At 55.0% G+C, this 24,086-nt stretch carries 22 protein-coding genes; 17 read left to right on the top strand and 5 right to left on the bottom strand.

Annotation, left to right across the window (positions count from 1 at the left end; all coding sequences use genetic code 11):
* The first annotated feature begins 125 nt into the window (after nucleotides 1-125).
* The 13 genes from P7A97_RS07810 to P7A97_RS07870 all read left to right on the top strand — a co-directional run bounded on the left by P7A97_RS07810 (nucleotide 126) and on the right by P7A97_RS07870 (nucleotide 13,059).
* Nucleotides 126-437: a hypothetical protein gene (locus P7A97_RS07810; RefSeq protein WP_277689364.1), complete on the top strand. Its 312-nt coding sequence runs from the start codon at nucleotides 126-128 to the stop codon at nucleotides 435-437.
* Nucleotides 438-504: 67 nt separating this feature from the next.
* A complete protein-coding gene (locus tag P7A97_RS07815) occupies nucleotides 505-858 on the top strand; it encodes a hypothetical protein (protein WP_277689365.1) in 354 nt (117 codons plus the stop codon).
* Nucleotides 859-1,679: 821 nt separating this feature from the next.
* Nucleotides 1,680-2,006, top strand: coding sequence for a hypothetical protein (locus P7A97_RS07820; RefSeq protein WP_277689366.1), 327 nt, complete (start codon nucleotides 1,680-1,682; stop codon nucleotides 2,004-2,006).
* A gap of 67 nt (nucleotides 2,007-2,073) precedes the next feature.
* Nucleotides 2,074-2,856 (top strand): hypothetical protein, encoded by a 783-nt coding sequence (locus tag P7A97_RS07825; protein WP_277689367.1) that lies wholly within the window; start codon nucleotides 2,074-2,076, stop codon nucleotides 2,854-2,856.
* 132 nt (nucleotides 2,857-2,988) lie between these two features.
* Entirely contained in the window at nucleotides 2,989-4,113 is a 1,125-nt protein-coding gene (locus P7A97_RS07830) for a toprim domain-containing protein (protein WP_277689368.1), read from the top strand.
* Nucleotides 4,110-4,400 carry a hypothetical protein gene (locus P7A97_RS07835; protein ID WP_277689369.1) on the top strand — a complete coding sequence of 97 codons (291 nt, stop codon included), beginning with the start codon at nucleotides 4,110-4,112 and terminating at the stop codon, nucleotides 4,398-4,400. The genes P7A97_RS07830 and P7A97_RS07835 overlap by 4 nt, the downstream gene beginning before the upstream one ends.
* A gap of 91 nt (nucleotides 4,401-4,491) precedes the next feature.
* On the top strand, nucleotides 4,492-5,211 hold the full coding sequence (locus P7A97_RS07840; RefSeq protein ID WP_277689370.1) for a hypothetical protein: 720 nt from the start codon (nucleotides 4,492-4,494) through the stop codon (nucleotides 5,209-5,211).
* The gene (locus P7A97_RS07845; RefSeq protein ID WP_277689371.1) at nucleotides 5,211-5,627 is read left to right on the top strand and encodes a hypothetical protein; all 417 of its coding nucleotides are present in this window, start codon (nucleotides 5,211-5,213) and stop codon (nucleotides 5,625-5,627) included. Before P7A97_RS07840 ends, P7A97_RS07845 begins: the two co-directional genes overlap by 1 nt.
* A gap of 148 nt (nucleotides 5,628-5,775) precedes the next feature.
* Nucleotides 5,776-7,068 carry a site-specific integrase gene (locus tag P7A97_RS07850; RefSeq protein ID WP_277689372.1) on the top strand — a complete coding sequence of 431 codons (1,293 nt, stop codon included), beginning with the start codon at nucleotides 5,776-5,778 and terminating at the stop codon, nucleotides 7,066-7,068.
* A gap of 215 nt (nucleotides 7,069-7,283) precedes the next feature.
* On the top strand, nucleotides 7,284-7,592 hold the full coding sequence (locus P7A97_RS07855; protein WP_277689373.1) for a hypothetical protein: 309 nt from the start codon (nucleotides 7,284-7,286) through the stop codon (nucleotides 7,590-7,592).
* Nucleotides 7,589-8,623 (top strand): conjugal transfer protein TraF, encoded by a 1,035-nt coding sequence (gene traF, locus P7A97_RS07860; RefSeq protein ID WP_277689374.1) that lies wholly within the window; start codon nucleotides 7,589-7,591, stop codon nucleotides 8,621-8,623. The genes P7A97_RS07855 and traF overlap by 4 nt, the downstream gene beginning before the upstream one ends.
* Entirely contained in the window at nucleotides 8,624-10,069 is a 1,446-nt protein-coding gene (locus P7A97_RS07865; protein ID WP_277689375.1) for a conjugal transfer protein TraH, read from the top strand.
* Nucleotides 10,070-10,071: 2 nt separating this feature from the next.
* A complete protein-coding gene (locus tag P7A97_RS07870) occupies nucleotides 10,072-13,059 on the top strand; it encodes a conjugal transfer protein TraG N-terminal domain-containing protein (protein ID WP_277689376.1) in 2,988 nt (995 codons plus the stop codon).
* 49 nt (nucleotides 13,060-13,108) lie between these two features.
* Here the strand turns inward: P7A97_RS07870 and P7A97_RS07875 are convergent, their stop codons facing one another.
* The 4 genes from P7A97_RS07875 to P7A97_RS07890 all read right to left on the bottom strand — a co-directional run bounded on the left by P7A97_RS07875 (nucleotide 13,109) and on the right by P7A97_RS07890 (nucleotide 16,852).
* A complete protein-coding gene (locus P7A97_RS07875; protein ID WP_277689377.1) occupies nucleotides 13,109-13,852 on the bottom strand; it encodes a hypothetical protein in 744 nt (247 codons plus the stop codon).
* Nucleotides 13,853-13,915: 63 nt separating this feature from the next.
* Nucleotides 13,916-14,707 (bottom strand): hypothetical protein, encoded by a 792-nt coding sequence (locus P7A97_RS07880; RefSeq protein ID WP_277689378.1) that lies wholly within the window; start codon nucleotides 14,705-14,707, stop codon nucleotides 13,916-13,918.
* Between the two features lie 58 nt (nucleotides 14,708-14,765).
* Nucleotides 14,766-15,719: a DNA replication terminus site-binding protein gene (locus tag P7A97_RS07885; RefSeq protein WP_277689379.1), complete on the bottom strand. Its 954-nt coding sequence runs from the start codon at nucleotides 15,717-15,719 to the stop codon at nucleotides 14,766-14,768.
* Nucleotides 15,720-16,324: 605 nt separating this feature from the next.
* Nucleotides 16,325-16,852: a 3'-5' exonuclease gene (locus P7A97_RS07890; RefSeq protein ID WP_277689380.1), complete on the bottom strand. Its 528-nt coding sequence runs from the start codon at nucleotides 16,850-16,852 to the stop codon at nucleotides 16,325-16,327.
* A 739-nt stretch (nucleotides 16,853-17,591) separates the two neighbouring features.
* Here P7A97_RS07890 and P7A97_RS07895 point away from each other — a divergent pair.
* A complete protein-coding gene (locus P7A97_RS07895; RefSeq protein ID WP_277689381.1) occupies nucleotides 17,592-18,638 on the top strand; it encodes a DNA-binding protein in 1,047 nt (348 codons plus the stop codon).
* Nucleotides 18,639-18,658: 20 nt separating this feature from the next.
* Complete coding sequence (locus tag P7A97_RS07900; protein ID WP_277689382.1) at nucleotides 18,659-19,132, top strand: hypothetical protein; 474 nt, start codon at nucleotides 18,659-18,661, stop codon at nucleotides 19,130-19,132.
* A gap of 1,047 nt (nucleotides 19,133-20,179) precedes the next feature.
* On the opposite strand, the gene trfA is transcribed toward P7A97_RS07900, so the two are convergent.
* Complete coding sequence (gene trfA, locus P7A97_RS07905; RefSeq protein ID WP_277689383.1) at nucleotides 20,180-21,181, bottom strand: plasmid replication initiator TrfA; 1,002 nt, start codon at nucleotides 21,179-21,181, stop codon at nucleotides 20,180-20,182.
* 179 nt (nucleotides 21,182-21,360) lie between these two features.
* On the opposite strand from trfA, the gene P7A97_RS07910 reads away from it, so the two are divergent.
* Together P7A97_RS07910 and P7A97_RS07915 are read left to right on the top strand one after the other, a co-directional pair.
* On the top strand, nucleotides 21,361-22,458 hold the full coding sequence (locus P7A97_RS07910) for an AAA family ATPase (protein WP_277689384.1): 1,098 nt from the start codon (nucleotides 21,361-21,363) through the stop codon (nucleotides 22,456-22,458).
* A gap of 45 nt (nucleotides 22,459-22,503) precedes the next feature.
* Entirely contained in the window at nucleotides 22,504-23,508 is a 1,005-nt protein-coding gene (locus tag P7A97_RS07915) for a ParB/RepB/Spo0J family partition protein (protein ID WP_277689385.1), read from the top strand.
* Nucleotides 23,509-24,086: the final 578 nt, after the last annotated feature.

Here is a 24,086-nt window from a genome sequence, read left to right on the forward strand (position 1 = left end):
CATCACAAGTTTCCCGCGCCAGGTGTGATCCTGGTACGTGAAAGTCAGCTGCTACTTATGCAGCACAACACAACCCTATCGGGGCTAACCCCGATATGGGGGAGGCCTCCATCTTCGGAGGTTCCATGCATATTCAAACTCGTCTTCACCTATGCGGTATGGACTCTACAGCGCAGGCAATTGCCTTTCGTTCGGAGCGTCTCAGTCGTGTGGGCGTTGATGTCAGCGATGTTGGTCTGCTGACACACGAAGAGCGGGCAAAGCTTGAGCGTTTTGAGAGCCAAGCCCGTTCGGTAAAAGGCGTGAAGACTCGTGCTGAGTTGGAGGAGTTCGAGCGTTTGACGGTGCTGCTGGCCCGTCTTACGACCGAGTCCCTCTCCTGGCTTCGCGGTCTTTCGCTGGATCGTCTCCGTCAAATGATGGAGCGTTTTGAGTAACAACCCATTGGGGGTCAGAAGCCCCTTTTGGGGCTTCTGGCCTCCGCAAACCTGGAGGTACAAAGCAATGAATAACATCCGTCTGCAAGACGTGGATCCGCGAATCCTGATGTCTCATTTCGAAGAGCAAATTCGTGTCCGCCGGCAGAAACTTCAGCTGGAAGGCATGCAGGGTATTCAGGACATACAGCTGCTCGATGTGGCTGATCGTCCGACCTACCTGATGTGTCTCGCGGCAATCAAAGCGTTCAAGAGCCTGCACGGCCAACTGGGTATCAACACGCTTGCCGACATGGCCGAGCACATCCAGTTGGTTGAGCTTCTGTCTGCAACCCAGTCGGAAGTACTGCCAGGTGAACTGCGTACATTCAGTCTCGATCTGTTGCGCTCGATGCGTGACGGTCAGGCTGTCGCTGCCTGAAAAAACCTGGAGGGGCTTCGTCCCCTCCAGGCTTCTCACCTGCAAGGGCTTTTGATATATTCAAGTCAGCTGGTTTCACAGCACTTCTCAGCAGTCCCCCTGCACCCGCTACACCAATCTCCTCATAAAGCGTTTTCGGAAAAGATACTTTTCCAAAGGCGAATTCTCACTTGATGCATGCGCATCAGGAGAACACGTCAGCTGCGGCGTCTTTCTGCAGCAATCCCTCAAACCTTCTCGCATAAGCGTCCAAGGAGAACCATCATGGTTGAACTCATCCTCAACATCATCATCGACATCCTTTTCTCCTAATGGGGAGCGGTGTCACGCCAGCCCCAAGCCTTGGTTTGGGGGTTCTTGATCTTCGGATCCATCAGGTGCGTTTAAACAGGCAAGAGTGAAGTCGGTGCCATCTGGCCCGGCTTCATTCGAGTCCTTTGACCAATGGCTCACCATTGGCCAGAGGATTCTTGAAGTCATCGTGTGATGGCTTCTCGATAGGCAGCTGCACCTTCTGCAGCACATCAAAACCCTGCGGGCTCTTATCCCCGCCAGGGGTGGGGTCCGCCGTAACTCGGAGGTACCTCACATGAACTTTGCTTGCTTCAACATTTGGACTGCTCAGCCTGTAGGGCGCGGCTACTTCATCTGCGATGGCTACCTGGTGAAAACCAGCGGCGGCGTGGTGAAAGCTGTTACCTCGCGGTGCTTTCCCGTATGAGTTCGCATCAGAACAAGGCTCCTCGTGAGATGAGTGATGATGAGTTCATTGCTCTGATGGGCGCTTCGATTCCTACGCCGCCGGCGAAAGGAGGCTCGAAGTGAAAAAGCACTCGCGACTGGTCGAGCTACTTCGTCAATCCTTCAACCTGACGCTGACCGAAGCTGAAGGCGCCATTCGTGGTGCTGAGGCAGAGGCGGTTTCACGTTGCGGTGGGCGTCGGGCAGTAATTGAGCGAGCCTTTCGTGGTCGCCAGTTCGCAGCTTCTTCGAAGCTGAGACGCCAGTACCCCAACGCACGTGATGTGACGATGTACTGCATCGATAAGGGCTACACCGGCAAACGCCGCGTGTTGGTTCATGACGGTGTTGTTGTGTCGCATGGTCGAGCCGACTGGCATGCATTCGCTGCCAGGCTGACTCGCTAATTTCTAAACCCGCATGGGGGTATCTATCCCCTGTGGGGTAGGTACCTCTCTTAACCTGGAGGTACACATGGCGCACTCAAGTGCTGTGGAGAAGATTTTCACTCACCAACTCGAAAAGCTCGGTTACCCGACTGGCGACATTCGCTGGAGCCTGGGTTACTGCCAAGGTGACGGTGCTTCCTTTTCAGGAAAGCTGGATACCAAGGCTCTCGGCAAGCGGCTTTGCCCGCAGGTTCAAGAGGCTGTATGGGATGGTTTGCCCGATGACTTTGAGCTCTTGCTTGAACGTCGGGATCACCGCTACGTCCACGAGAATTCCACCTCCCTCAACTACGATGCCAAATGCCTTGAAGGCAGTGATGTCGAATCGTGGGGAGGTGTCGCGCAGAAGGTGGCCCTGGGCCAACTTTTGCCACTTCTTGAGGAAGAGATCTACCAGACCGGCAGCGCCTTGGCGAAGCTGGGCTACAAGATCTACGAGATGAGTCCCTACGAGAAGGAGCTGGTAAAGGCCTATCAGACTCAGAACTTCCGCGTGGAGATCCACCGGGAGCGTGACACGGACTGGTTTCTGGAGGATGTGTTCGGGGAGGACTCCCTGGATGAAATCATCGCCGACATCGAGTCTGAACGCACAGAAGTTGCTTCTATGTGCGTCAAGGTGATCCAGATCGATGAGGACGGTGATGAGCTCTGTGAGCTGCACACTGAGTACCTCGACCGTATCGCCTACGAAAAGAGTGGCCCTGTGTTTGGCAAAGGCACCGCACGCGAAGTCGTGTCGGAGGCAGTTGTTAATGCGCGGGAAATGCTGAACAAGCGGAATCGAGTAACGCTCAAAGCCGCATAAACCCCTGGGGGGACTTTCTCCCCCTGGGGTGAGGTCCCTTCAGTTCCCTTACCCCGGCTTCGGGGCTTCCTAAAGCCTCCGTTTCGGGGGTTTCAGGAAGCCCCGAGGTTGGGTCTTTGACTGGAGGAAACCATGAAAAATTTTGACGCACGTGTCGTTAAGACCGCGGCATTCGGCCAATGGGACGCAATCATTCAAAGGCTTGCCCCTGAGATCCCGGCTGCTGCATTCAAGAAGCTTGGTAAGCACGTTGCCTGCCCGATCCACTCAGGTGGTACCAAAGGCGATGGCTTCAAGCTGTTCAAAAAGGACTTCGCCGAAACCGGAGGAGGTATGTGCAATACCTGCGGTACCTTCCACGATGGTTTCAAGCTGCTCATGTGGCTGAAGGGTTGGGATTTCCCGACCACGGTGGAGGAGGTCGCGGGTGAACTTGGGTTGAAGAACTCCAATGACCAGCGTGAACAGCGGGCTATCAACAGAGACCGTGAAGCAGAGATTGCTGCAATCCGTGCGCAACGCCTGGCCGATGAAAAGGCAGAGGATGAGCGTATTCGTGGCAACCTCAAGCGAATCTGGAACGAGTCGGTACCACTGACCGATCCAATCGCTGAGCCTGCAAGGCTCTACCTGGCAAGCCGCAAGATCCGCATCTGGGATCGACCGGGGCTGGAGCGAGCTGTTCGGTTTCACCCAAGCCTCAACTGCTACAACGAGGATCAAGAGTTCGAAGGGAGTTTCCCAACGATCGTTCTCCTGGTGTGCAGTGAAGGCCGGCCGGCAACAATCCATCGTCACTACCTCACCCCCAAAGGTGAGAAGGCACCGGTGGAGAACTCGAAGAAAATGTGCGAAGTCCCTTCTGACCGTCAGGTAACAGGTGGGGCAGTGTTCACTTCGATGGCCGCCGAAGTCGCTGATGTGTGTGAGGGTCTGGAGACGGCGCTGTCGATCGAGATGGCTATGGGCATCCCGGTCTGGCCGTTGGTCAATGCCACCCTGCTTGAGCTGTTCGAGCCTCCCAAAGGGGTCAAGGCAGTTCGAATCTGGGCTGACAAAGACGTAACTGAAACTGGTATCAGGGCCGCAAACGCTCTGAAGGCCAGGCTCTGGGAGAAAGGGATCAAGTGCATGGTGATGATCCCCTCGATCAGCATCCCAGAAGGCGCCAAAGGCGTCGACTGGGCTGACGTTTGGATGACGATGGGGCTCTTTGGGTTCCCGCAGCGTCCGAAAGCAGAGCGAGTTGCGTCATGACTGGGTATAGGTCGAATCAGTTTCGTCCTGACCTGGTCGACACCAGCCCTGGTGCTTCGGCTCTTTGTCCTTTCAGCCCGCCCCCTGACTTTGAGGGGGACGGGCAGGGGTACATCGAGCTGCTCCGCCGGCGTTACAAGGACATCTCACACAAGCGTTACCTGCAGGACCGCATCGCGAGGTTCGATCGCGGCGAGGAGGTCAATATCATTGGCCCCTTTGCTGTCGAGGCCGCGAAGGTGTTGGGCTTGCTCGTATCGAATCAAAACCTGAAGAAGACCGGCTAACCCCGGTCTTTTTTTTTGCCTGAATCGAGCGTTGCAACAGGACTTGGTCGTAGTAAGGTCTGCACTCAATACACCGAAGCCCTCAACTGCCATGACTTACACCGTTGTCTCGTTCCACACCGTAAAGACTGAAACCCCCGGCATCTTCCATGTCTCGTTCAAGGGCGACAAGCGCTTCCGGCATAAGCTGGAGGTTCATACCCTGGCCGACTTGGGAAATGACGCCCTCGACTATGTCGAGCTGTATGGGATCTGGTTCTACCTCATGGGTATCGAGTACGCCGGCAAGATGCGGTCGTCGAAGAATCTTCGTCTCGTCGTTTCCCGGGGCGCCATCAAGCGCCTACTGCGTGAAACCAGCTCCAAAGCTCATCTCTTTCAGTTCACCAATGCCATCAGAACTCAGTTTTTCGGAATGACCGACATCGAGGTCGACAAGAACCCAGACTGGGCTTCTGACCTGGAGCTGAACGCGTGTGTGAAGTGGGATGGCTTGCCGCCGGCGTACCCAACTGAGGTAAACCCAGTTGCTGGCCCGGTCGAGATCACCTACCACGCGCTGGAGCGTTACTACGAGAACACCAACAAGGAAGGGCGGGCTGACCTGATATTCCAAAAGGTTTGCAGGCTCGTGCGTGAGGCCTCGATCCAGACAACGCTGCCAGACAGCGTGCTACGACATAAGTCGCAAAAGTATGGCGCTCGAAACAAGAATGATTTATACCTGAACACCCGGTCAGGATGGCAGGCCGTGGTTTCTGAGTCAGAGCGTGGGGCGAAATTCGTCGCTACGGTGTATATGAGGCAGTAATGGGCTCACTGTTCAAGTACGTCGAGAAAAACCGAAGGGAGATGCTGGCCTTGATCCGGGCGGTTGATCGGCCTGCCTGGGAGGTGTTTTCGACTCTTAGTAAGACTAGCCAGGTCGCTGCGATTTCAACTCACCCGAAAGTTCGCGAATCTGCTGTAAACCATGTTCTACGGGAGATGGGCTTTGGTCCCATGGACAGCGTGCAGCACAGGTTCACTCGCAAGATGTACGTCGTAGATTACCCGTTGGTCGGGTTTTCAGATGACGGTGTTCCTTTGAGGGTAGTGTTATTTGGTCATGAGTTCACAGCCACTCATGAGGCACAGTCTCCAGGATTCATTGGTCACCTTGGTGACTTCAGTAGCCTGAGTACTGGCGCAAGCATTACGGCAGAAGAGCTGCTGATGGTGGGGTGACCCACTACAGGCTGACGCGTGTGTAATATCCGATAAACCCCAGACCCGGATATTGCGCAGAGCCCCTGCGGGGGAGCATGATATTCCCACTTTTCAATAATCATCCCGTTTTGAATCTGTAGTTCAAAAAAGGAAAAGTGGACTGCTTATGGCTCGTGTGCCCCAGCCTCTGTTTGATACGTTCAGCCGATTCCACGAGCTCAATTTCCTCAACCTTAGTGCAGAGCTCCCGTCTGTGCGCGAGTTTCTGGCCCAGTTTCCGACAGAGTGCCAAGCGGTCGACGGGTACCTGGCTGTTCGCAGCTTTCTGAAGTCCTACGGCGGCAACGAAGCAACCTTCAACTCCTACCGTACGCACGTCGAGCGCTTGCTTTTGTGGTCGTTGATGGTCGCCAAGATCCCGCTGCTTGAGATGCGCCGCAGTCACGGCGAGGCCTTCATCGAGTTCTGCCATAGCCCTGACCAAAACTGGATCGGCCCTGTCGTGAAATCCCGCTTTGTCCGGATTGGTGGCCGCAAGAAGCTTGACACGGATACCTACCAGGTAAACCCCGACTGGCGACCGTTCAACGTGACTGTTTCAAAGAGCGAACGTAAGGCCGCGACTGAGTCCGGCGCAGAGCTCCATGTTGCACCCTACAGCATGTCCCAGGGCTCGAAGAGCCAGGTATTTGCCGTTTGCGGAAGCTTCTTCCAGTACTGCATCCAAGAAGGCCTTACCGAGGTCAATCCGATCCAGTCGATCAAGCAGAAATCCAAGTACATCCAGCGAACCATTGCCGATGCCAGTGGACGTTCACTGACCCAGCTGCAGTGGGACTATGTGATTGAGACTGCCGAGCTGATGGCGGCTGAAGATCCCGGGCATGAGAGAACCCTGTTTATCCTGGTGACCATGTTCAGCATGTACCTTCGCGTGTCCGACATGGTAGGCCGTGATAACTGGGTGCCCACCATGGGCGATATTCGCCGGGACTCCAATGGGGACTGGTTTTTCCATGTGGTTGGCAAGGGCAACAAGGCCGCCAAAATCAGCGTGAAGGACGAATACATCCAGGTTTACTTGTCTCGGTACCGGCAGCACCTGAACCTGTCTCCCCTGCCCGCTCCCTTCGAGAAAACGCCTCTTGTGGCAACACTGAAGGGTCGAGCTGGCCTCTCCGATCGTCACATCCGACTTATCCTGCAGGAGGTCTTCGATCGCGCCCTGGAGCGAATGAAAGAAGAGCGTCGGACTGTGGATGAGATTGCTCAACTCCGGGCTGCATCGCTGCACTGGCTCAGGCACACTTCTGCGACCTTTGACGCCCCGTTCCGTGACATGAAAGACCTGCAGGCCGATCTCCGGCATGAGCAGATGAGCACTACGCAAAACGTCTACTACAACAGCCTCGATGAGCAGCGAGCAGGTTCGATGAAGGGCTTGAAAATCAGGAGGTAACCCTGCCTCCGGCGTCACCTGAAAGACATACCCACACAGTCTGTGGATAAGTCTGTTGACTGCTCCGTAGCGCCGGCGCCCCACCCCGCCCTCGTTAGAATGACTGTTTTTTGTACAGTTGATCTGAACCCATTTTGGGGCTGGATTAACCCCCTTTGAGGGGGTTGCATCCCTAGGATATCGCTAACAGGAAATTCACGATTAGCGATTCCGATATGACCCTAGCACTCAAAGTTCAAGACTCGGAGCCCGTTCATGCGGACATCAACAACGACACTCCAAATGGTCGTGGGGATGAGCCGCGGTGCCTGGTCACCGAGTACGGGGGCCGGATGTCGGCCAAGGACGTGGCTGGTGAGCTCGGCTACAGCTACACCTACTTCACAAAGAAGATCGGCAATGCAAAGTACCGGCACCTGGACTGGGTAAAGGTGTTGCTGCCTGCGCGAATTAAGAATGGGGCCGCTTTCGACTACAAGACTTCTGCTGTCGAAGGCCTGATGAAGGTGCGTGGCCTCCTATGAGCACCATAGCGCAGAAGTTACTTCTGTCAGCTGCAATTGCTGCTTCTGGCATGGCCATCGCTGAGCAATCGACCACTCAAGTCGCCGAAGCGCCTTCTGTCATGGCAGGCGGCTCTCAGTTCTACAAGGACAAAGCCGAAGGCTGGTTCTGGTACAAGGATCCGCCCAAGGAAGTCAAAAAGAAGGTCGAGAAGAAAAAGGAGCTTCCTCCTCCTCCACCGCCTCCTGCAGAAAAGCCTGTCGAGGTTAAAGCTGAGCCGGTGAAGCCCAAGGGCCCGCCCGTGGGAAGTGTCGCCTGGATCAAGGTGAACCTTCCCTTGTACAGGGACCGCGCTATCGATGACCCATCGGATGAGAACGTACAGGCCTACTACTACCTGCAGCGTCTGATGATGGATAAGGCGAACAAGTTCGCTGAAAGGTCTACCAGCGTAATCATGCGCGATCCGTTCCTGGATGAAGACAGCCGCCGGCCAGTAGCAACCTACGCCGCCAATACCATGAACCGTGAGTCGTCCAAGCGGAAGGAGACGGTACTCAAGGATCTGGCTGACAGGGTCGGCCTGTTCTACTTCTTCAAATCCGACTGCGCCCTCTGCGTTGAACAGGCAGGAGTGCTCCAGGGCCTGAGCTTCAAAACCGGGATACCGATCCTCCCAGTGTCTCTGGACGGGAAGCCTTTAGACCAGAACATCTATTCGGAATACCGCATTGATGATGGCCAGGCGAAGAAGCTCAAGATCTACAACGCCCCTGCCCTCGCCTTGGCGATCCCCCCGGACAAAACGGAAATTGTTGGCTACGGCGCCGTGACACAGGACGTGCTTGAGAACCGAATCCTGATGGTTGCTCGGGACAACGGGATCATCAGTCACCAGATGTTCGCCTCAACCCAGCCCTTTACGGATAACGGCCTGCTCACCATGGACGATGCCAAAGACCTGTCCGAAGAAGATTTGAAAGATCCAAACGTACTTGTCGAACATCTGCGCAACCAGCTTGCGCAAAAGACTGCGCTAGAGGGGATGTAAATGCTCAAGGTCAAATTCAAAGCTCTCGCCCTCGGTGTTGCGATCGCATGTGCTTCGCAAGTGGCGAATGCCAATATCCAATCCCAGATGGACTCGATGTTCGACGGCATGTCGAATTCCACCGATGCTGGTGCGTACGAGACTGCGACCCGGGGCGTAATTTCCGGTGGCTCGATGCGTTTCCGCAACAAAATCGTGAACGCCCCAGTAGTCGCCTTTCGTCCGCCGTCCTTCCAGGCCGGTTGCGGTGGCATCGACATGTTTGCTGGCTCGTTCAGCTTCATCAACGCTCAGCAGTTCGTGCAGTCCCTGCGTTCCATCGCTTCCAACGCGGTAGGTGTCGCCTCCGGCTATGCCTTCAAGCTGGCTCTCCAGGCAATGGGGCCAACGGTCGCAAACGTCATCAAGGACCTGCAGGAGGCCATGCAGCACATCAACGGCTTGATGTCGAACTCGTGCCAACTGGCAACGGGCCTGGTTACCGACACGTTCATGGCATTCGGTGCGAAGCTTGATGCCGCTGACAAGCAGAAGTCCTTTACCAAGGGCATCAAGGATAACTTCGGCTCCTGGTTCAATACCGAAGGCAAGTCGGCCGGCGAAGAAGTTGAGTCGAACGGCTATGCCGAGATGTGTAAGGACAAGGGCAACGTCGTCTGGTGCAACCTGCGCAGAAGCAACGCCAAAAATGCTTTCCTCTACGGCTCGCTAGAGACTGACGAGATCATGATGTCCTTCACGGGATCAATCATCCTCGGTGAGTTTGGCGACTCGGATGACGGCAAGGGGCGTCAGCGCCAAACCATCGTTCTTCCGCCCCTCAAGATTGACCTTGAGACGATGATCGAGGGCAAGAAAGGCGAGAAGGTCAGCATCTATGACTGTGGTGGCGATGAAGATACCTGCTATCCGGACAACGGCAGCAGCCTCGGTACCAAGGAGATCGAGTTCGACGGTGTTGCTGAAAAGATCGTGAAGGCCTTTATCGGCAGCCCGAACAGCATCGGCATCGTTCAAAAGTGGGCAACTAACACCGGGTCCTTCACTGAGGAAGAAAAATCGTTGCTGGCCGGCCTGCAAGCAACCGGTTTCTCCGCAATGATCCAGCGACTCTCGAAGAGCTCCCCATACCAGGCAAAGGGCTTTGTTCAAGAGCATTCCAAAATGCTGGCGCGTGACATGACCTACGTGCTCGCCCGTGGATACATCGAGGCAGTCCGTAACTCCTTGGTTGGCAACGAAATGGAAGGCGCCTTGGGCACATCGCCCAATGAATTCCTGCGCGATGCCTACACGCGACTCGACAACCAGTACCAGGCAGCAATTGCTAAGTACGGGACCCCGTCCGAAATGAACATGGCTTACAAGACGGCTATGGAGCTGTTGCCGGCTCCGGCACTCACCACCGCCTTCAGCACCAAAGTCACCACCACTGGGACCAATTAAGAATGGAATTCTCTATCTACAGCCTCGGCAGTGCTGTGTTCATGGAGGACATCCTGAACGCAGTGGCCATGATCAGCGGCAGCGGGACCATCGAAAGTCTTGCGATGATTGGGCTCCTGGTTGGTGCGTTCATTCTCGGCTTCAAAGCCGTTTATTCGAACACCGGCATCCAGTTCCAGCAGCTGCTTGTCTGCTTTGTTCTGTACCTGGCCATGTACGGTCCGACTGCAACTGCCGTGGTTGAAGACATCTACACCGGGGAAGTCGCCGTCGTCGACGGTGTTCCGATCGGGCCTCTGGCAGTAGGTTCGATTGTTTCGAACATCGGCTACCAAATCACCCAGGCAATGGAGCAAGGCTTTTCGACGCCCAGCATGACTTCCTATGGTTTTGCCGATCCGTTGAACACGCTGATTCACGTTCGGCAGATCGCATACAACGTCATCAGCCTGAGCTCGATGACCGGAAATGGCGGCAACTCTAACCTTCTCGCGTCTTGGTCCAACTACATCAAGGAATGCACGCTGGTCTCAGCAAGCAGTGATGACCGCGCTCTTCAGAACATCCTGAAGGATCCGAACGGTATCGATGCACTGGCATTCGAGTCTGACGTTTACTACACCAAGATTTACGATGGCCCTGCTGATGGCAGCACAAAGTCTTGCACGGATGCCTTTGTGAGCCTGAAGGCAATGACAGAAAGTGCCGAGTCAGACCTCCTTGGCGATATCGCAAAGGGTATGACGACTGCTGGCTCTAAGCCGGATTCGTTTGCTATTGAAGCCCGCCTAGACGACGCGCTGTCCAATATCGCAGCCGGCGCCATCGATGCCCGTAATTTCGCGATTATGTCTGCTGTGATGCCAATCCTTGAGGGGGCGCCTTCCGCTCTTGCCATTCAGGATATGCAGGGAGCTGCGGCCATCATGATGAACCAAGCCATGGCGCAGCAGGCGACGCAGTGGGCTGCTGAAGGATCGATGTTCACCCGCTACATCCGGCCCTTCATGACGTTCTTCGAAGGTTTCATCTATGCCATTACCCCGATCATGGCGTTTGTGATCGTGCTGGGTGGTTTCGGTATCAGCCTCGTCAGCAAGTACCTGATGATCTTGATCTGGATGACTCTCTGGATGCCGGTTCTGGCGATCATCAACCTTTACGCGCTCTCGACTACCCAAGCGAAGATCGAGGCGATTCTTGGAGGTTCTTTCGCCGTTGGCACCGGGCTGTCCTTCAACCAAATGCGCGACATGATGCCAATTCTTGAGGCTCAAATTGGCATTGCCGGCATGCTGGCTTCAGCTGTGCCTGCGCTGTGTATGTTCCTAGTGTACGGCACCTCCGTAGCAGCCTCCGGCCTCGCTACGAAGCTGGGCGGATCAGACACCATCAACGAGAAAATTGCTTCGCCGGATGTCGTTACACCTGGTGCTGGCCTGCAGATGACTTCGCAGGCAGTCAATGACTTCAACGGTACCCGTGCCTCTGGTTCGGAAGCCAACCTTGGCGACATGAGCATGAGCAGTGCCATGAGCAAGGCTGTCAAATCCGCTGACTCCAAAATGCACAGCGAGTCGGCAACCATGCAATCGCAGGCAATGTCCGCGTTCAGTACTGCTTACAGCAATTCGAAGTCAATCGGGGAGCAAGCCTCGGTTGGTCAAGGTGTTCAGGCTGCATTTGGCATGTCTAATGACGCGTCCATTCAGAGTGCTCTGCAGGACATGAAAAATGCTGGTTTTACCCAGACCCAGCGCGACGCTCAAATTGCTTCTTTGACTGCAGGTTGGAATGCCTCAGGCGGTGTTTCAGCCAGTAAAGGCGGCGCCTCGGCATCAGCAGGTGCCAGTGTAGGCGGCACCACTACCTCTCAGCAGACCCATGATAACGCCCAGAGTGGTGGCCGAACTGCGCAGGAAACCGCGCAAGCGAAACTGGCCGAGGCCGTTAACAACAAACTGGCGAGGACCAGCGGACGCGAAATTGCGCAGAACGTTCAATCAGGCCAAAGCCTGGGGCTCTCCTCGACGGATACAAATTCTCTGATGCAGCAGGCTGCACGAACCGAACAGTCAGCGCAGACTTATGAAAGTGCCTCGGCATTCCAGCAGCAGTACGGATACGGTGAAAACCTCAAACTACACGCCTTTGCCTCGAATTTGATGAACCAGGGGCGGGGTCAAGATGTGGTCAATACAGCTCAGAGCGTTAATGGGGAGCAGTACGACCAGAACTACAAAACCCTCGGGAATATGATGTATGACGACAGCCAGCGATCCGTTGCAGCTGCTGCTTTGACACTGGCTCAGACAAACAACTTCGATAAGATCTTTGGTGACGGCGCGATCGATGATTCTGGCCGGAATGCTGGCCTTGTTGGAGCCGATGCTAGCGGCGTTGATGCGAGTGGTGCCGGTCGAATGGTTGATGCAGGGGCGTTCAACTCCGAGTTTAATAATCAGAACGCTTCAATTCGAGGTGATCGATCTGCTGAAGGCTTGTACACGGACAAGGCAGGCACCGTACGGAACGACGCAGATGTATATCGTGGCCGTGTTGGTGCTGCGTCGGCCGGCGATGCAGAAGCTCGTATTCGTGGTAGAGAGAGGGAGGTTTCTGACGATAACGAGAGCTACAACAATTGGGTAAAAGGGGGCATGAACTACTTGGGCTCCTCAATTGGAACTCGTGGCTCTGCTTCGGATTATGAAGCTATGGGCCAGCAGATGGGGCTTAACGAGCCTCAGGCCCAACTGTTTGGCGCAATGAGCACCGGTGATATTAGCAATGGCCGTATGGCCTGGAATGAATACGCCAATAGCGTAGGCATGGACAACGAACTTCGCGATGGCATGTATAACACCATCAAGAACGCAGCATTTAATGATGAAGGTGCTGCAGCTGGGGTTCAGGACATTGTGCGTATGAATCAGGCTGGTGAGGGCTTCAACCTTTCACTCCAGTCCGACTCACTGACAGGGCGTTGATGCTCCATGAAAAAGCCCGGCAATCGCCGGGCTTTTTCTTGCTCGAACGTTAAAGAAGCTTGATCGAGCCGCCTACGTCTATCGAGTTGAACTCAAGAGTCAAAGGGTCCAGGTAGTTTCCAATAGCTGGAGGTGCTTTGTACTCATCCATTGCTGTGGCCACGTTATCCTCCGACTCGCAGAAGGTGGTGATGACAGATGCAATTGCGATCACGGTGGTGACAACCCACACGCCAGCTGCGCCACCCATGACGGTCTGTCCTTCTTGCGCTAACACCGCACCGACACCATAGCCAACCATACATGCAATGTAGCCTGCCGCCATGCCTTGGCCAGGGGACTTCTTCGAAAGGCGGCCCCCTGCAAGGCCTGCTGACAACATGGCGATGAACGTTACTACCTGGGCAACCATGGATGGCATTTGGATGGCGGCGAATGCCAATGCGACCATCATTACGTGACGCAGGAATGTGGTGAATACGCTGTCACTGAGGAAGTCCTCGATGTCGCGTGCTAACAGCAGACATTTATGCATACGAGGCTTCGAGACCGCTACGCCTAGGCTATCTGCCAAGTTCATATAGCGTGCAGCGAGCTCCTGGCTTGCGTTAGCAGGTACTGGCAAAACTTGAAGCGCCAGAACAATCCGCTTCACGTCGGCGTTGACGTTGCTGTACGACTCCGGGCGGAAAGTATCCAGCTCCAGTGCGCCATGCGGCTGGCCCACATAGTTGGCCAGCATGTTCTCTGCTCGTTGGATCTCGTCGTACATGATCTGGGTGAAGGTGTTCATCTGTAATCTCCTGGCTTCTTGATTACAGATTACCCCTCACTCCAGATATGCAACCCTTCTAAATTAAGAGCGGTTATTCCCACGGGGATGAGCTTGGGGGGGAGGCAGTAGCTCTACGTATCCGCCTGGATTGAAACTGCTGAAGTCCCCTGTGTGTGGGTCTAAATATGCACCGAGAGGGCTTTGGTACTCCGCCCCATAGTCATCGTCGTCCTGGTCACCAGCGCAATCCTTGCGATAGTCAACGAATGACCGTACCACTGTCAGAGCTGCCACCAGCATCGTATAGATCCAGAGCATTGCGATGCCGCCACGGTACGGCTCACTGGTCGCAATCACTAAGCCCACTGCAAACGCTGCGATACCGGCGCCGGCGCCGGCCAGCATGCCTAGTCCTGGCCGCGACTTCCAAAGTGACGCCCCCGACAAAGTCCCCGACGCGATTACGACTGCAGCGATCGGAAGTGCTATCGCCGGCGGGAGATTGATCCCGGCAACAGTTCCGCCGATCAGCGCCAGGTGACGCAAGCCATTGAGGAGGAAGTTCCGGTGCAAGAACCCAGCTGCTCTCACAAGCGGGTTGGTAATTGTGGCGTGAGTACTTGCAGTAACCTCGATGGCCAGCTGGTTGACCAGGCCGGTGTAGCGCTCCAGAAGTTGCTTCTGTCCATCGGCCGGCAGCACTTGGAGCGTCTTGATGATCTGCTTGGCCTTCAGGCTCAGCCGAGCATTGGCATCGGCATCGGCATTGAAGTCGTCCAGATCAATGCTGCCCATGGCCACGCCGCAGGCTTTCGCCAGTAGCGATTCAGCACGGGCAATCTGCTGGTGGATACCTTCGGAGATAGTGGTCATCTCAAACTCCTCGACGCTGCGCCTAGGTTACTACGGCGCCGGCCCATTGCTACCCGAATTACGACCCGTCGTCGGGTGGAACACCGCCCAGGTACGTTGACGGCACGGCGAGCTTGCGCCCTACCCTCGCTTTTCTCTCTGTTGGCAGGTACAGACTTTTCCTGGGCACGGCCTCTGAGGCCTTCGAACAGTCCGGTCGCTCGGCCGTCCGGTTGCTGCGGTCAAAGTCCTTCAGGTCACGCACCTCACATCCGTCCTCACTGTCGAGCACGAATACCGGCAAGTTGGCGTGGATCATCGCGTCGTAGGTGGTGGATTCGCTCAGGTAGAGCATGGCGCGTGGATGCGGCGCCACTAGCTTGCGCTTAACCAAGGACTCATCATCCGCCATACGCACGATGGACCGTAGCTCCTGGTACTCGACGGTCTGCTTGACCGGCACGCCTTCTCGGTCAGCCCGTGCGGCTGCTTCCAGTTCGAGTTGCTCGCGGACCTGGGCCACAACTTTGTACTCGGTACCGCCGGTGTGTCCCGCCCAGGTGAAGACGATAAGCCGCGGCGCTGCGTCGAAGCTTTGGATGCTGCGCAGGAGCTGGTTGGTGTTGAATTCCTTGCCCAGGGCGCGGCGCATGATCCGCGGCCGAATGGCGGGCTGTACGTTCTGCTCGATGCGGGTTTGCTCGATGGCGTCCTTCACAGCCTGCTTCAGGGCGTTGATCTGCTCGACACGCCCCAGCACGCCAGAGCTCACGAAGATCACCCCAGGCAGGCGCATGACGGTACCCGGCGCCTGGCCGACCTCGCGCTCAAACTGCAGGAAGGCCGCCTTGGCAGCCGCTATGGCCACATGGCCATCGAGGCGCTCCACGGGGATGGTGTCCGGCGTCTTGTTCTCCTGCAGCACCGGCAGGCGCCATACGACGCACCTGGTGGCCAGCTGTGGCCAATCCTCGTTGAAGTGGACGATCGCCTGGCGCAACGCTTGGTAGGCCTTCTGGATGTCTTCCTGCACGGTCTTTCCCCTTGGGATACCTGATTACGCTCTAATAATACCACCCCTGCACGGTTTGTCATTTTTGCAAGAACCCTCTCCTCCCTGCCCTACCACACCCTCTGAGTCGCCTCATCGAATCTTTCCTCTATTTTCCTCTGCTTTTCCCTCTCTTTTTCCTCACATCGCGCAAGCGCGGGTCGATCAATAGATGGGTCGCGGTATAGGGCTTTTTCGAGCTCACAGGGCCCCGCCAGGGCCAAGCGGGCACGGTCCGGGTGGGGGTTGCACGGAGGGGAGTTGGGATTAGGGCCGGTTAATAGTGCAGGGGTGGTATTATGAGCATGCAGATCGGTGCTGGTTGAGGTGCCTGTGAGGTGCACTTTTATGCACTTCTGATCGGGCTTCGTTTAGGTTCACTTTTGTGCACCTTGCCGCCGGCATTCTGGAGCGTGTTGCTACGCGAAATCTGATGCGCTTTTCGGGTTATGCCCCGTGCATTTTGCTCAGCACGCGCCCTGCCCTTGCCTGACTATTCCCTCCTGGCGGATTACCCGGCTGCTTCGAGCGGCTTCACCTGTCCGCTACCAACCTGGTCGGATCTCTTGCCGGTGCTGTCCCGATTCTCAGCGAGACTTCCTGGGTGAACGCCGACCGTTGGATCTGGCCTGCAGGTAACGCAAAACCCCCAGTGTCATCACCGAATCGGCCAGGGCACGATGGCCATCCGGGTTGGCAACGCCGCTCTCGCCGGCGGCCTCGATCAACTTGCACCAGCGCCAGGACCCTCGGCGTTTATCCCACTCGCCGTTCCAGACCGCATACATCAGCATCAAGCAGTCGGCGTCCAGTACCGGCGCGGCCAGGCCATACACCTGGTGCGTCTGCCTGATCAGCCTCGAATCGAATGTCGCGTTGTAGGCAACGACCCGGCGACCTTCAACTATCGAGGCGTATCGTTCTGCGATTTCCGGCCAGGTCGGTGCGGTGGCCACCATGTCGTTGCTGATCCCATTCACGGAACTGGCTTCAGCTGGGATTTCGCGGCTCGGTCGCACCAGGGTGTCGAGCAAGACTTGGCCGGCCGCGTCGACGATGGCGATCTCACACACCTCATCATCCCTGCCGGTACCAGTCGTTTCGACATCGAGCACCAGGCAGTCGCCGGTGATCAGCTCTGCTGCTTGCCTGGATATCTCCTGCCTACGCAGCTGAGCATCACATGGTTCCCAAACCCAAGGGACGCACTGACTGCGGTCGTAGACAAAGTACTCCCCGCGACCTTGCCAAACACTGCCGGAAGGCCGGGCACCTGGTGCAGGCATGAGGTTCTCTTTCCTCAGGTGCGTTCGGCATCGCCAGCCCTTCGATTCAGCTTCACCTGGGGTTAGGTGGATCCTCACCTTGCTCAAAGTTCTGCATCTCCTGGGTGCGAGTGAAGCTGTACACCTAGCTCGAAAAGATCCTGGATTCGCGCCGCACTGGTCTTCCCCCATGCGACCGCCCGATCTGAAGCATCGAGCACTAGAAGGTCTCCATGCCTGAACCTGAGCCCCACGGTATTGGCGACATACGCCACTGCTCCCATCAGTGAGCTCGATCGCTGAGATTCGATTTCCAGTGTTGGCCAAAGGTCGTCTGTCAGCAGCGTCTCGCTGAGTCCTCTCCCATTCACAGCGTTTCCTCGCTGTGGAAGTTGCCCGTTGCGAGCTTAGACGCCCTTCCCTTGCCCAGCATGTTTAGCCGCGGTTCGCCCTAGCGGCTATTTGCCGTCCCCAGCTGGCAGAGCCATGTCCCCGCATTGTCGCTTGTGGTGTCTTCGGCTAAACTTACAAACTAACTAACTAACTAACTAACTAACTAACTTTCCCTGCTCACCAACTGGAGTGGCCCATGCGAACCGCTGATTACACTGATGAGATGATTCTTTCGGCAGGTGCTCGTCTTCAGGAGCAGGGAGTCGAAGTGAACGGGTGGCAACTGCGCGAGGCGCTCGGTGGAGGCAATACCAAACGCCTCTTTGCCATCTGGCAGCGGCATAACCCGGTCGAAAAGGTTGTTCTGTCTGTTGCCCTCCCCGAGTCTGTCAAAGAGTCGGTAAAGGGCTTGATTACAGGCCTTGAATCACAGCTGCTGACGATGGTTGGCACCCTTTATGGTGAAATGGCTGACAAGGCCAATGCGAAGGTGGTCGAGGCGCAGAAGCTGATCGACAAGGTTCAGTCGACCGCGAACGACGAAAGTGAGCGTGCCGGCAATGAGATTGATCGCCTGGATGCGCTGCTCGAAGAGCGTGATGAGCAGATCTCTACCCTGCAGGCCAAGCAAGTCGATACTTCCCAGTCTCTCCAGGCAGCGTTGGTGGAGTTAGCCCATTTCAAAGAGAAGGCATCTTCTTCTGAGCAAGCCCTTGCCGAAGTACGCCGTGAAGCTGAAACGCTTCAGGTCGAGGTTGATAGGCTGACAGAAGTAACTTCTGAACAAGCGCGTGCCCTTTCTGCATCTCAGCAGGAAGCCACTGACCTTCGATCATTTCTGGAAACCCGCACCGCTGAACTGAACGATGCCCGGCGTGCTGAGCAAGCTGCTCGTGAGCGCGAGGCCAATGCATCTACGCAGGCTGCGACCCTTGAGAGGCTTCGCAATGAGGACCAGGTGTTGATTTCCCGGTTGCGGCTGGACTACAGCAATTCGGAGAAAGTATGCGGTGGTCTGGAGGCCAGGCTCGAAGCTGCCCTTCTGCAGGTCGACTCAACGAATGCTGCCCTGGAGCAGGTCTCCAGCGAGTTGGATTCGTACAAGGCTGCAGTGTCTGAGCTTGAGTCGCAGGGCGTAGAGGTCAAGCTCAAACCATCGGCTGCTGCATCCGGTGCCGTTCCGGGTCAATCAGTTAAATCAGGTGCGAAGCCAGCTCCTTCTAAGAAACCGTCTAAACCCTGATTCACTGAGATCCTTATCCGATGCAAAGCAAGATTGATGGCTTTCATGTCTTCGGCCGATCGTCAGCTTTCAAGTTCGAACAGATCGCTAACGCTGGAGGGACACCTGTGCTCTCCATCGATGGGGCGCCTTTGGCGAACAGTTCGGCTGATTGGCAGTTGAAGACTACCTTCCAGATCACCCCAGCAGAGCACGTCGAGTTCCTCTGTTTTCTCCTCGGGCTCACTCGATCATTCAAGGTGGGGTTTCATGGGCCCAAAAAGGACAAGTCGATCGAACTGGTCAATCAGCCTGAGCGCGGTTCGTTGTTCCTGAAGGTCTGGGAATCTGGTCGCTCCCTTGGTATCGAGCTTAAGCCTGGTGACGCTTTCCAGCTTGGGGCTTTGGCGCTCCGTGTTTTGTCCCTTCAAACGGGTTTCGACTCGCAGACAGCCCTGGCTGTCCTTCGCGGAACCGCTGGTAGGCTTTTCGCTTTTCCATCAAAAGAAAATTGAGTTTTTCTTGGTTAAAAGATGGTTAAAGAATGGTTATATATGGTTAGCGCCTGTGGATACATTGCTGCAGGCCCCGCCAGCCCTGTCTCTTAGCATTTACCCCTTCACCTCAACATGAGGTATTTCAACCTGAACATGAGGTATTGCTACCTCAACTAGAGGTATTGCCACCTGAAGTTGAGGTTGACTACCTCATAGCTAGGTCCCTGATTTCGGCCCTGAGCTTTTCCCTATGGCATTCGGACTCTTTCAGCCAGTAACCTATTGTTTCTAAACGATTTTTGTTCATTTTCTCTACCTCAAAACTAGGTCACATTACCTATTTATGAGGTAGATCCGGCCGGATTATCCGCTGATACCCACAGATGCTTGGCTTTTACTCTAGAAAAGCTGCCTAACGTCATGTTTTATAAGGGTTTAGCGCTTCGAAAATCTGTGGATAGAACCAGGCTTAGATCTTCGTTGCTCGTGAGGTTTCTACCTCAAAGCTAGGTCAAAAAAATGGACTCAGCTTAGCGTCCTGCCTTGCCCTATCTAGCTCAGTTCCGCCCCTTTTCGGGGTCACCCCCTCGTCGGATAGGCCAATTTCTTCCGCAATTTGTGCCCTTACAAGGGCCAAATCCAGTTGTTTTTCATATAGAAGCCTGATCGGAGCCCGGCGAATTCCGGCCATCTACCTCAAAGTCAGGTCACGCGCTACCTCAAAAATAGGTGCTACCTACCTCAAAGCTAGGTCAGGCTCTACCTCAAAAATAGGTGCCACCTACCTCAAAGCTAGGTCAGGCGCTACCTCAAAATAGGTGCCGCCTACCTCAAGGCTAGGTCTCGCTCTACCTCATAAATAGCTGGCAGCCTTGTTCTATGCGTGATCCTCGTGGCCACCCATGCACTGGTCTCAACTTCATAAGCAGGCCAAATAAACCGTCGTGACCTGGTTGGAAGTGGTGTTCGGACACCCCATCGCCCATGTGGCCCGGGCAAGGGTTAATAGCGAAACTGCCTCTCCCCTCCCCTGCCTCTGTTCCCTGTGGGCATAAAAAAACCGGATTACTCCGGTTTTGGGATGGCCTTTCTTGGGCGCTTAACCCTGAACTTGCCGTCTTCCGTCATCTGGTATTCCTTCAGGAATCCAACCCTGATCAGCTCCTCGTGTGCAGCGATCAGCAGCTGTTTTGCCTTGTGTTTGTTCGATACCTTGCTACCGCTGGTGGACAGCAGAAGATCTACGCTGATGTCATGAGGCTCACGATGCGATGAGTAAAATCCGTGAAGCCACTTTGCGAGCTCGCCATTAATTTCCAGGCGTTGCTCCCACTCCAACCTGGTCGAGTAGATCCCGCCTCCAAATAGCTTGGCTATGTCTGGATCGATCTCAATTACCCAGTCGTTTGAGGGTTCATTGGCATCAGAATTGCTGAACTCGAACTTGTTGATTAGGGACAGGGAAACACCCTTCCCTAGCCTTTCTGACTCGAATTTGACGGCGTTTGCCTGCAACCTCGTGAGGTTGGTCTTGAGGCGCTCCGTTGTTTTAGCGCCATAGTTCCATTTCAGAGCCTTTTTCATCTCGTTCGCACTGAAGCGAATCGGCTCGCCTAGAGGGTGTTCCCTGGCCATGTGCAATACTTGAAGCCAGACATCAAGGTCGTCCTGGCGCAACTCCTCACCGGTGTACAGGACGCGTGCATTCCCATACGCAGCTACCGAGTGGTTCTTAAAGGACTCCCGTGGTGTCTTCCTATTTCTAGGGGTGAATAAGGCGCACCGGAGAGCTTCGTTCGGTGCCTCACGCTGGTCATTGGCCCAAGGCTTTAGAGAAAGAATCAGGGTGCTTTCAACTTCGGCGTTGTCTTCTGAGTAGAAGTCAGTTTCACCCAGTTCCCGCTGAGCCTTCTTTTCCTGAGCTCGCCTGGTGAGACGCTCTAACTTGCCTTGAACAGTTTTGCTGCTCTTAGCCGCATTCGGTGTTTCACCATTGGACTCTGGCTCTGACTCAGGTTTGCTTCCCACCCCGAACAGATCGGCAATCTGGTCTTTCTTGTTAGTCATGTGCTGCTTCTCCAGGTACAGCAAGCTTGCCTATCAGGGTAGCTTTCTGAATGTTTCAGGCCAGTCGATCAGCCCAACGTAGGTCTAGAACCTAAATACTGTGAAAAACATACTCCAGAAATGGCTTTTTGCCAAACATAGGGTATAGTTTTTTCACAAATCGACCCTTGGGGGCTGCTATGAACGATGTTGTGCCTGGTTACGCTAACTTTGATGAGATTTTGTTCTCTCCAGCTTACGCTGCTGAGTGCCTTGAAATCTCCACAAGGGCATTGCGTTCCTTTGAGGATGAAGAGGGTGTCGAGGTTCGTCGTAAGAGCCGCGGTACTGTTTCCGCCCGGGTATACACTCCGGCCGATCTCTTCAAGATTGCCTCGATCCGGCGTTCGAAGGGCTTAACCAGGACTCTTCACCGTCCGTTGATCCTGAGCACCTTTATTCAGAAAGGCGGTACTGCGAAGACCACCACCTCGGTGAATTTTGCTATGTACCTTGGCTTTAAAGGGTTGCGTGTTCTTGTCGTGGACAACGACCCGCAGGGCGATGCTACTAGCATGTTTGGCTATGACCCTGACCTCACCGAAGAAGAAGTGATCGAGGCTGGCTTGTCGGCAGATCGCTTCGTAAAAGGGAGCCTGGGTAACGTCATAGGTATCTCGTCTCTGTTTCCCGCGATGCCTTTGGCCGACGTTGTCAAAAAGCCCTTTGGTGAGTTTGGCCCTCATTTGTTGCCTGCTGAGATCGGTCTGGAAGACATGGAGATTGCTCTGTCTGCAGCTAACAATGCTGACTTCCGCTATGCCCATTTCTTCAACAAGGGCCGTAAAGGGGAGCTCAAACAGGCTGACCTTTCCTGCTATGACGTAATCCTCATTGACAACGCCCCTAGCGGTTCCCTGATGACCCGTAACTCGATGGTTGCCAGTGATATGGTTCTTTGCCCGATCCGGATGGACAAGTTCTCTTGTCGTGCCCTGGAACGCCTTGCTGGTCGCTTGAACACCTTTGCCGAGGAATATCAGCGCTGCCCCCAGGTTGCCGCCATTCCGACCATGTTCGTAAAGAATCGTCCTCGGGCAATCGCTCATATCGCGAAAATCTCGGAGATGTTCCCGGGTAACGTCACCGACTCCAAACTTTTCCAGTCTGAGGATTACGGCAAAGCCCTGGAGGTAGGTCTCCCCCTCCTGGCTTGGCAGTCTGCTTCCGAAAACTCTGCAGGGGCTTTGCGCCAGGTTTTCGGTGAGCTTCTCGATCGCCTGCTTGAGATTCGTTGATTTATTTTTTTCGTGCTGGATACTCGCCAATTACGGATACCAGTTATGCCTAAAGAAGCCCGCCCTCTCGGCCAGGATCGACCATTAGCGAAAAGTAATTTTCCTGGCGTGACGCACCACAACCAGTTTCCCAAAGCCGATCTTTCTGTCGGTTTAGATCATTTGCTTTCCGGGATGGACGAGGAGGAATCCCCGTCCTCTGTGGCGCCTGCCGTCGTTGTCAGTAAAGCTCTACCCGAAGAGCCTTTAATCCCCGAAGAAGGCTTTGCTGAGCTGCCGGTTTCCTTGATCGACGCCGCTCCATGGCAGCCTCGGATCTATTTTTCCCAGGATGCTCTTGATCGATTGGTTGCTTCGATTCGCTCGGCCAACCAGGTGAACCGCCCTCTTCTTGTCCGTCGTAAAGACGATGGACGCTTCGAGCTGATTGGTGGTGAGCGTCGTTGGCGTGCGGTCCAGATCCTTGGCTGGGAGTCGCTCCATTGCCGGATTGTCTCTGCTAGCGACCTGGAAGCTAGACTCCTTGCGCTCTCTGACAATGAAGGTCAGGAAGGCCTCACCGATTATGAGCGTGGGCGTGCCTTCAAAGAGCTGCTTGCTGATGGCACTGCTGAATCTGAGCGTAAGCTGGCTGTCAAAGTCGGTGTTGGTCACATGATTGTGAATCGCTGCTTGGCACTGACGAAGCTCCCTGAAGCCTGTCTTGAGCTCCTGGAGAAGGACCCTACCCTTCTCGGCAATACTGTGGCTCCGGAGTTCTATAAGCTTTCGCAAACTTATCCAGAGCTGGCTTACCAGGCACTCCTGAAGATTGATCAGGAAGGCATGAAACAGGACCATGCTCTCAAGTGGTTTAAGGATGAAGCAAGTAAGTTGGCTGGTGTTAGCCCTAAGAAACGCACTGTTCCTGAGCGCTCCTTTAGCTTTGGTAAGGGCCTTGCCGGATCGATGGTCGTTACTAAGAAGAGCATCAAGTTGTCTGTCCCGGATGGTGTAGACATCTCAGATCTTGAAAGTCACCTGCTATCTCTCCTCCAGATAGCTGAGTAAATCCGGGCCCTCAGGGGCCCTTTTTTTTTCTTTACTTCCTGTCCTGCCCTGCCCTGCCCTGCCTCATTCTGCAAACAGGTCCCGGTTCTTCGCGCTGTCACAGCCTGTGACATGCCTTTTTTTGTCTGCTGTCACAGCCTGTGACACCCCTTTCACCGTCATCCTGTATTGCGCAGACCATTCCATTGTTGGCAGCTGTCACAGGCTGTGACACGCATACGTTATAACATGACGCACATCATCTAAATGATTTGTTGTTTGTAGATTACTCGCCCGCTATCCGCCCCTTAGCTGTACAAGGCATAGTACAAATAGCCGCCGACCTTCCGTCCTGCCTCTCATCTATTGGCTGCTGGCCTCCGATCTGACTCCTACTCCTGGGTACTCTGATTTCCTTTCCTCCGGTACTGACACACGTCATTGGCACAGGCAGTGGCATTTCTTAGGCTTCATTTCGAATGTCTGCTGTTAGCAGCATTGTGGCCACTCAAGAAGCTCTTTCGGGTTAGATGCGACCAGTGCCATTAGGTGTACCTGGCCAATATGATTAGCGCAATCCCATGTCCAACTGATCTTGT

Origin of the sequence: Pseudomonas sp. GOM6 (genome assembly GCF_029537485.1) — a bacterium.
In the GTDB taxonomy this organism is placed as follows: domain Bacteria; phylum Pseudomonadota; class Gammaproteobacteria; order Pseudomonadales; family Pseudomonadaceae; genus Aquipseudomonas.

Coding starts and splice junctions, on each gene's coding strand:
- P7A97_RS07810 (WP_277689364.1), top strand. CDS start 126: ATGCATATTCAAACTCGTCTTCACCTATGCGGTATGGACTCTACAGCG.
- P7A97_RS07815 (WP_277689365.1), top strand. CDS start 505: ATGAATAACATCCGTCTGCAAGACGTGGATCCGCGAATCCTGATGTCT.
- P7A97_RS07825 (WP_277689367.1), top strand. CDS start 2,074: ATGGCGCACTCAAGTGCTGTGGAGAAGATTTTCACTCACCAACTCGAA.
- P7A97_RS07830 (WP_277689368.1), top strand. CDS start 2,989: ATGAAAAATTTTGACGCACGTGTCGTTAAGACCGCGGCATTCGGCCAA.
- P7A97_RS07835 (WP_277689369.1), top strand. CDS start 4,110: ATGACTGGGTATAGGTCGAATCAGTTTCGTCCTGACCTGGTCGACACC.
- P7A97_RS07840 (WP_277689370.1), top strand. CDS start 4,492: ATGACTTACACCGTTGTCTCGTTCCACACCGTAAAGACTGAAACCCCC.
- P7A97_RS07845 (WP_277689371.1), top strand. CDS start 5,211: ATGGGCTCACTGTTCAAGTACGTCGAGAAAAACCGAAGGGAGATGCTG.
- P7A97_RS07850 (WP_277689372.1), top strand. CDS start 5,776: ATGGCTCGTGTGCCCCAGCCTCTGTTTGATACGTTCAGCCGATTCCAC.
- P7A97_RS07855 (WP_277689373.1), top strand. CDS start 7,284: ATGACCCTAGCACTCAAAGTTCAAGACTCGGAGCCCGTTCATGCGGAC.
- traF (WP_277689374.1), top strand. CDS start 7,589: ATGAGCACCATAGCGCAGAAGTTACTTCTGTCAGCTGCAATTGCTGCT.
- P7A97_RS07865 (WP_277689375.1), top strand. CDS start 8,624: ATGCTCAAGGTCAAATTCAAAGCTCTCGCCCTCGGTGTTGCGATCGCA.
- P7A97_RS07870 (WP_277689376.1), top strand. CDS start 10,072: ATGGAATTCTCTATCTACAGCCTCGGCAGTGCTGTGTTCATGGAGGAC.
- P7A97_RS07875 (WP_277689377.1), bottom strand. CDS start 13,852: ATGAACACCTTCACCCAGATCATGTACGACGAGATCCAACGAGCAGAG.
- P7A97_RS07880 (WP_277689378.1), bottom strand. CDS start 14,707: ATGACCACTATCTCCGAAGGTATCCACCAGCAGATTGCCCGTGCTGAA.
- P7A97_RS07895 (WP_277689381.1), top strand. CDS start 17,592: ATGCGAACCGCTGATTACACTGATGAGATGATTCTTTCGGCAGGTGCT.
- P7A97_RS07900 (WP_277689382.1), top strand. CDS start 18,659: ATGCAAAGCAAGATTGATGGCTTTCATGTCTTCGGCCGATCGTCAGCT.
- trfA (WP_277689383.1), bottom strand. CDS start 21,181: ATGACTAACAAGAAAGACCAGATTGCCGATCTGTTCGGGGTGGGAAGC.
- P7A97_RS07910 (WP_277689384.1), top strand. CDS start 21,361: ATGAACGATGTTGTGCCTGGTTACGCTAACTTTGATGAGATTTTGTTC.
- P7A97_RS07915 (WP_277689385.1), top strand. CDS start 22,504: ATGCCTAAAGAAGCCCGCCCTCTCGGCCAGGATCGACCATTAGCGAAA.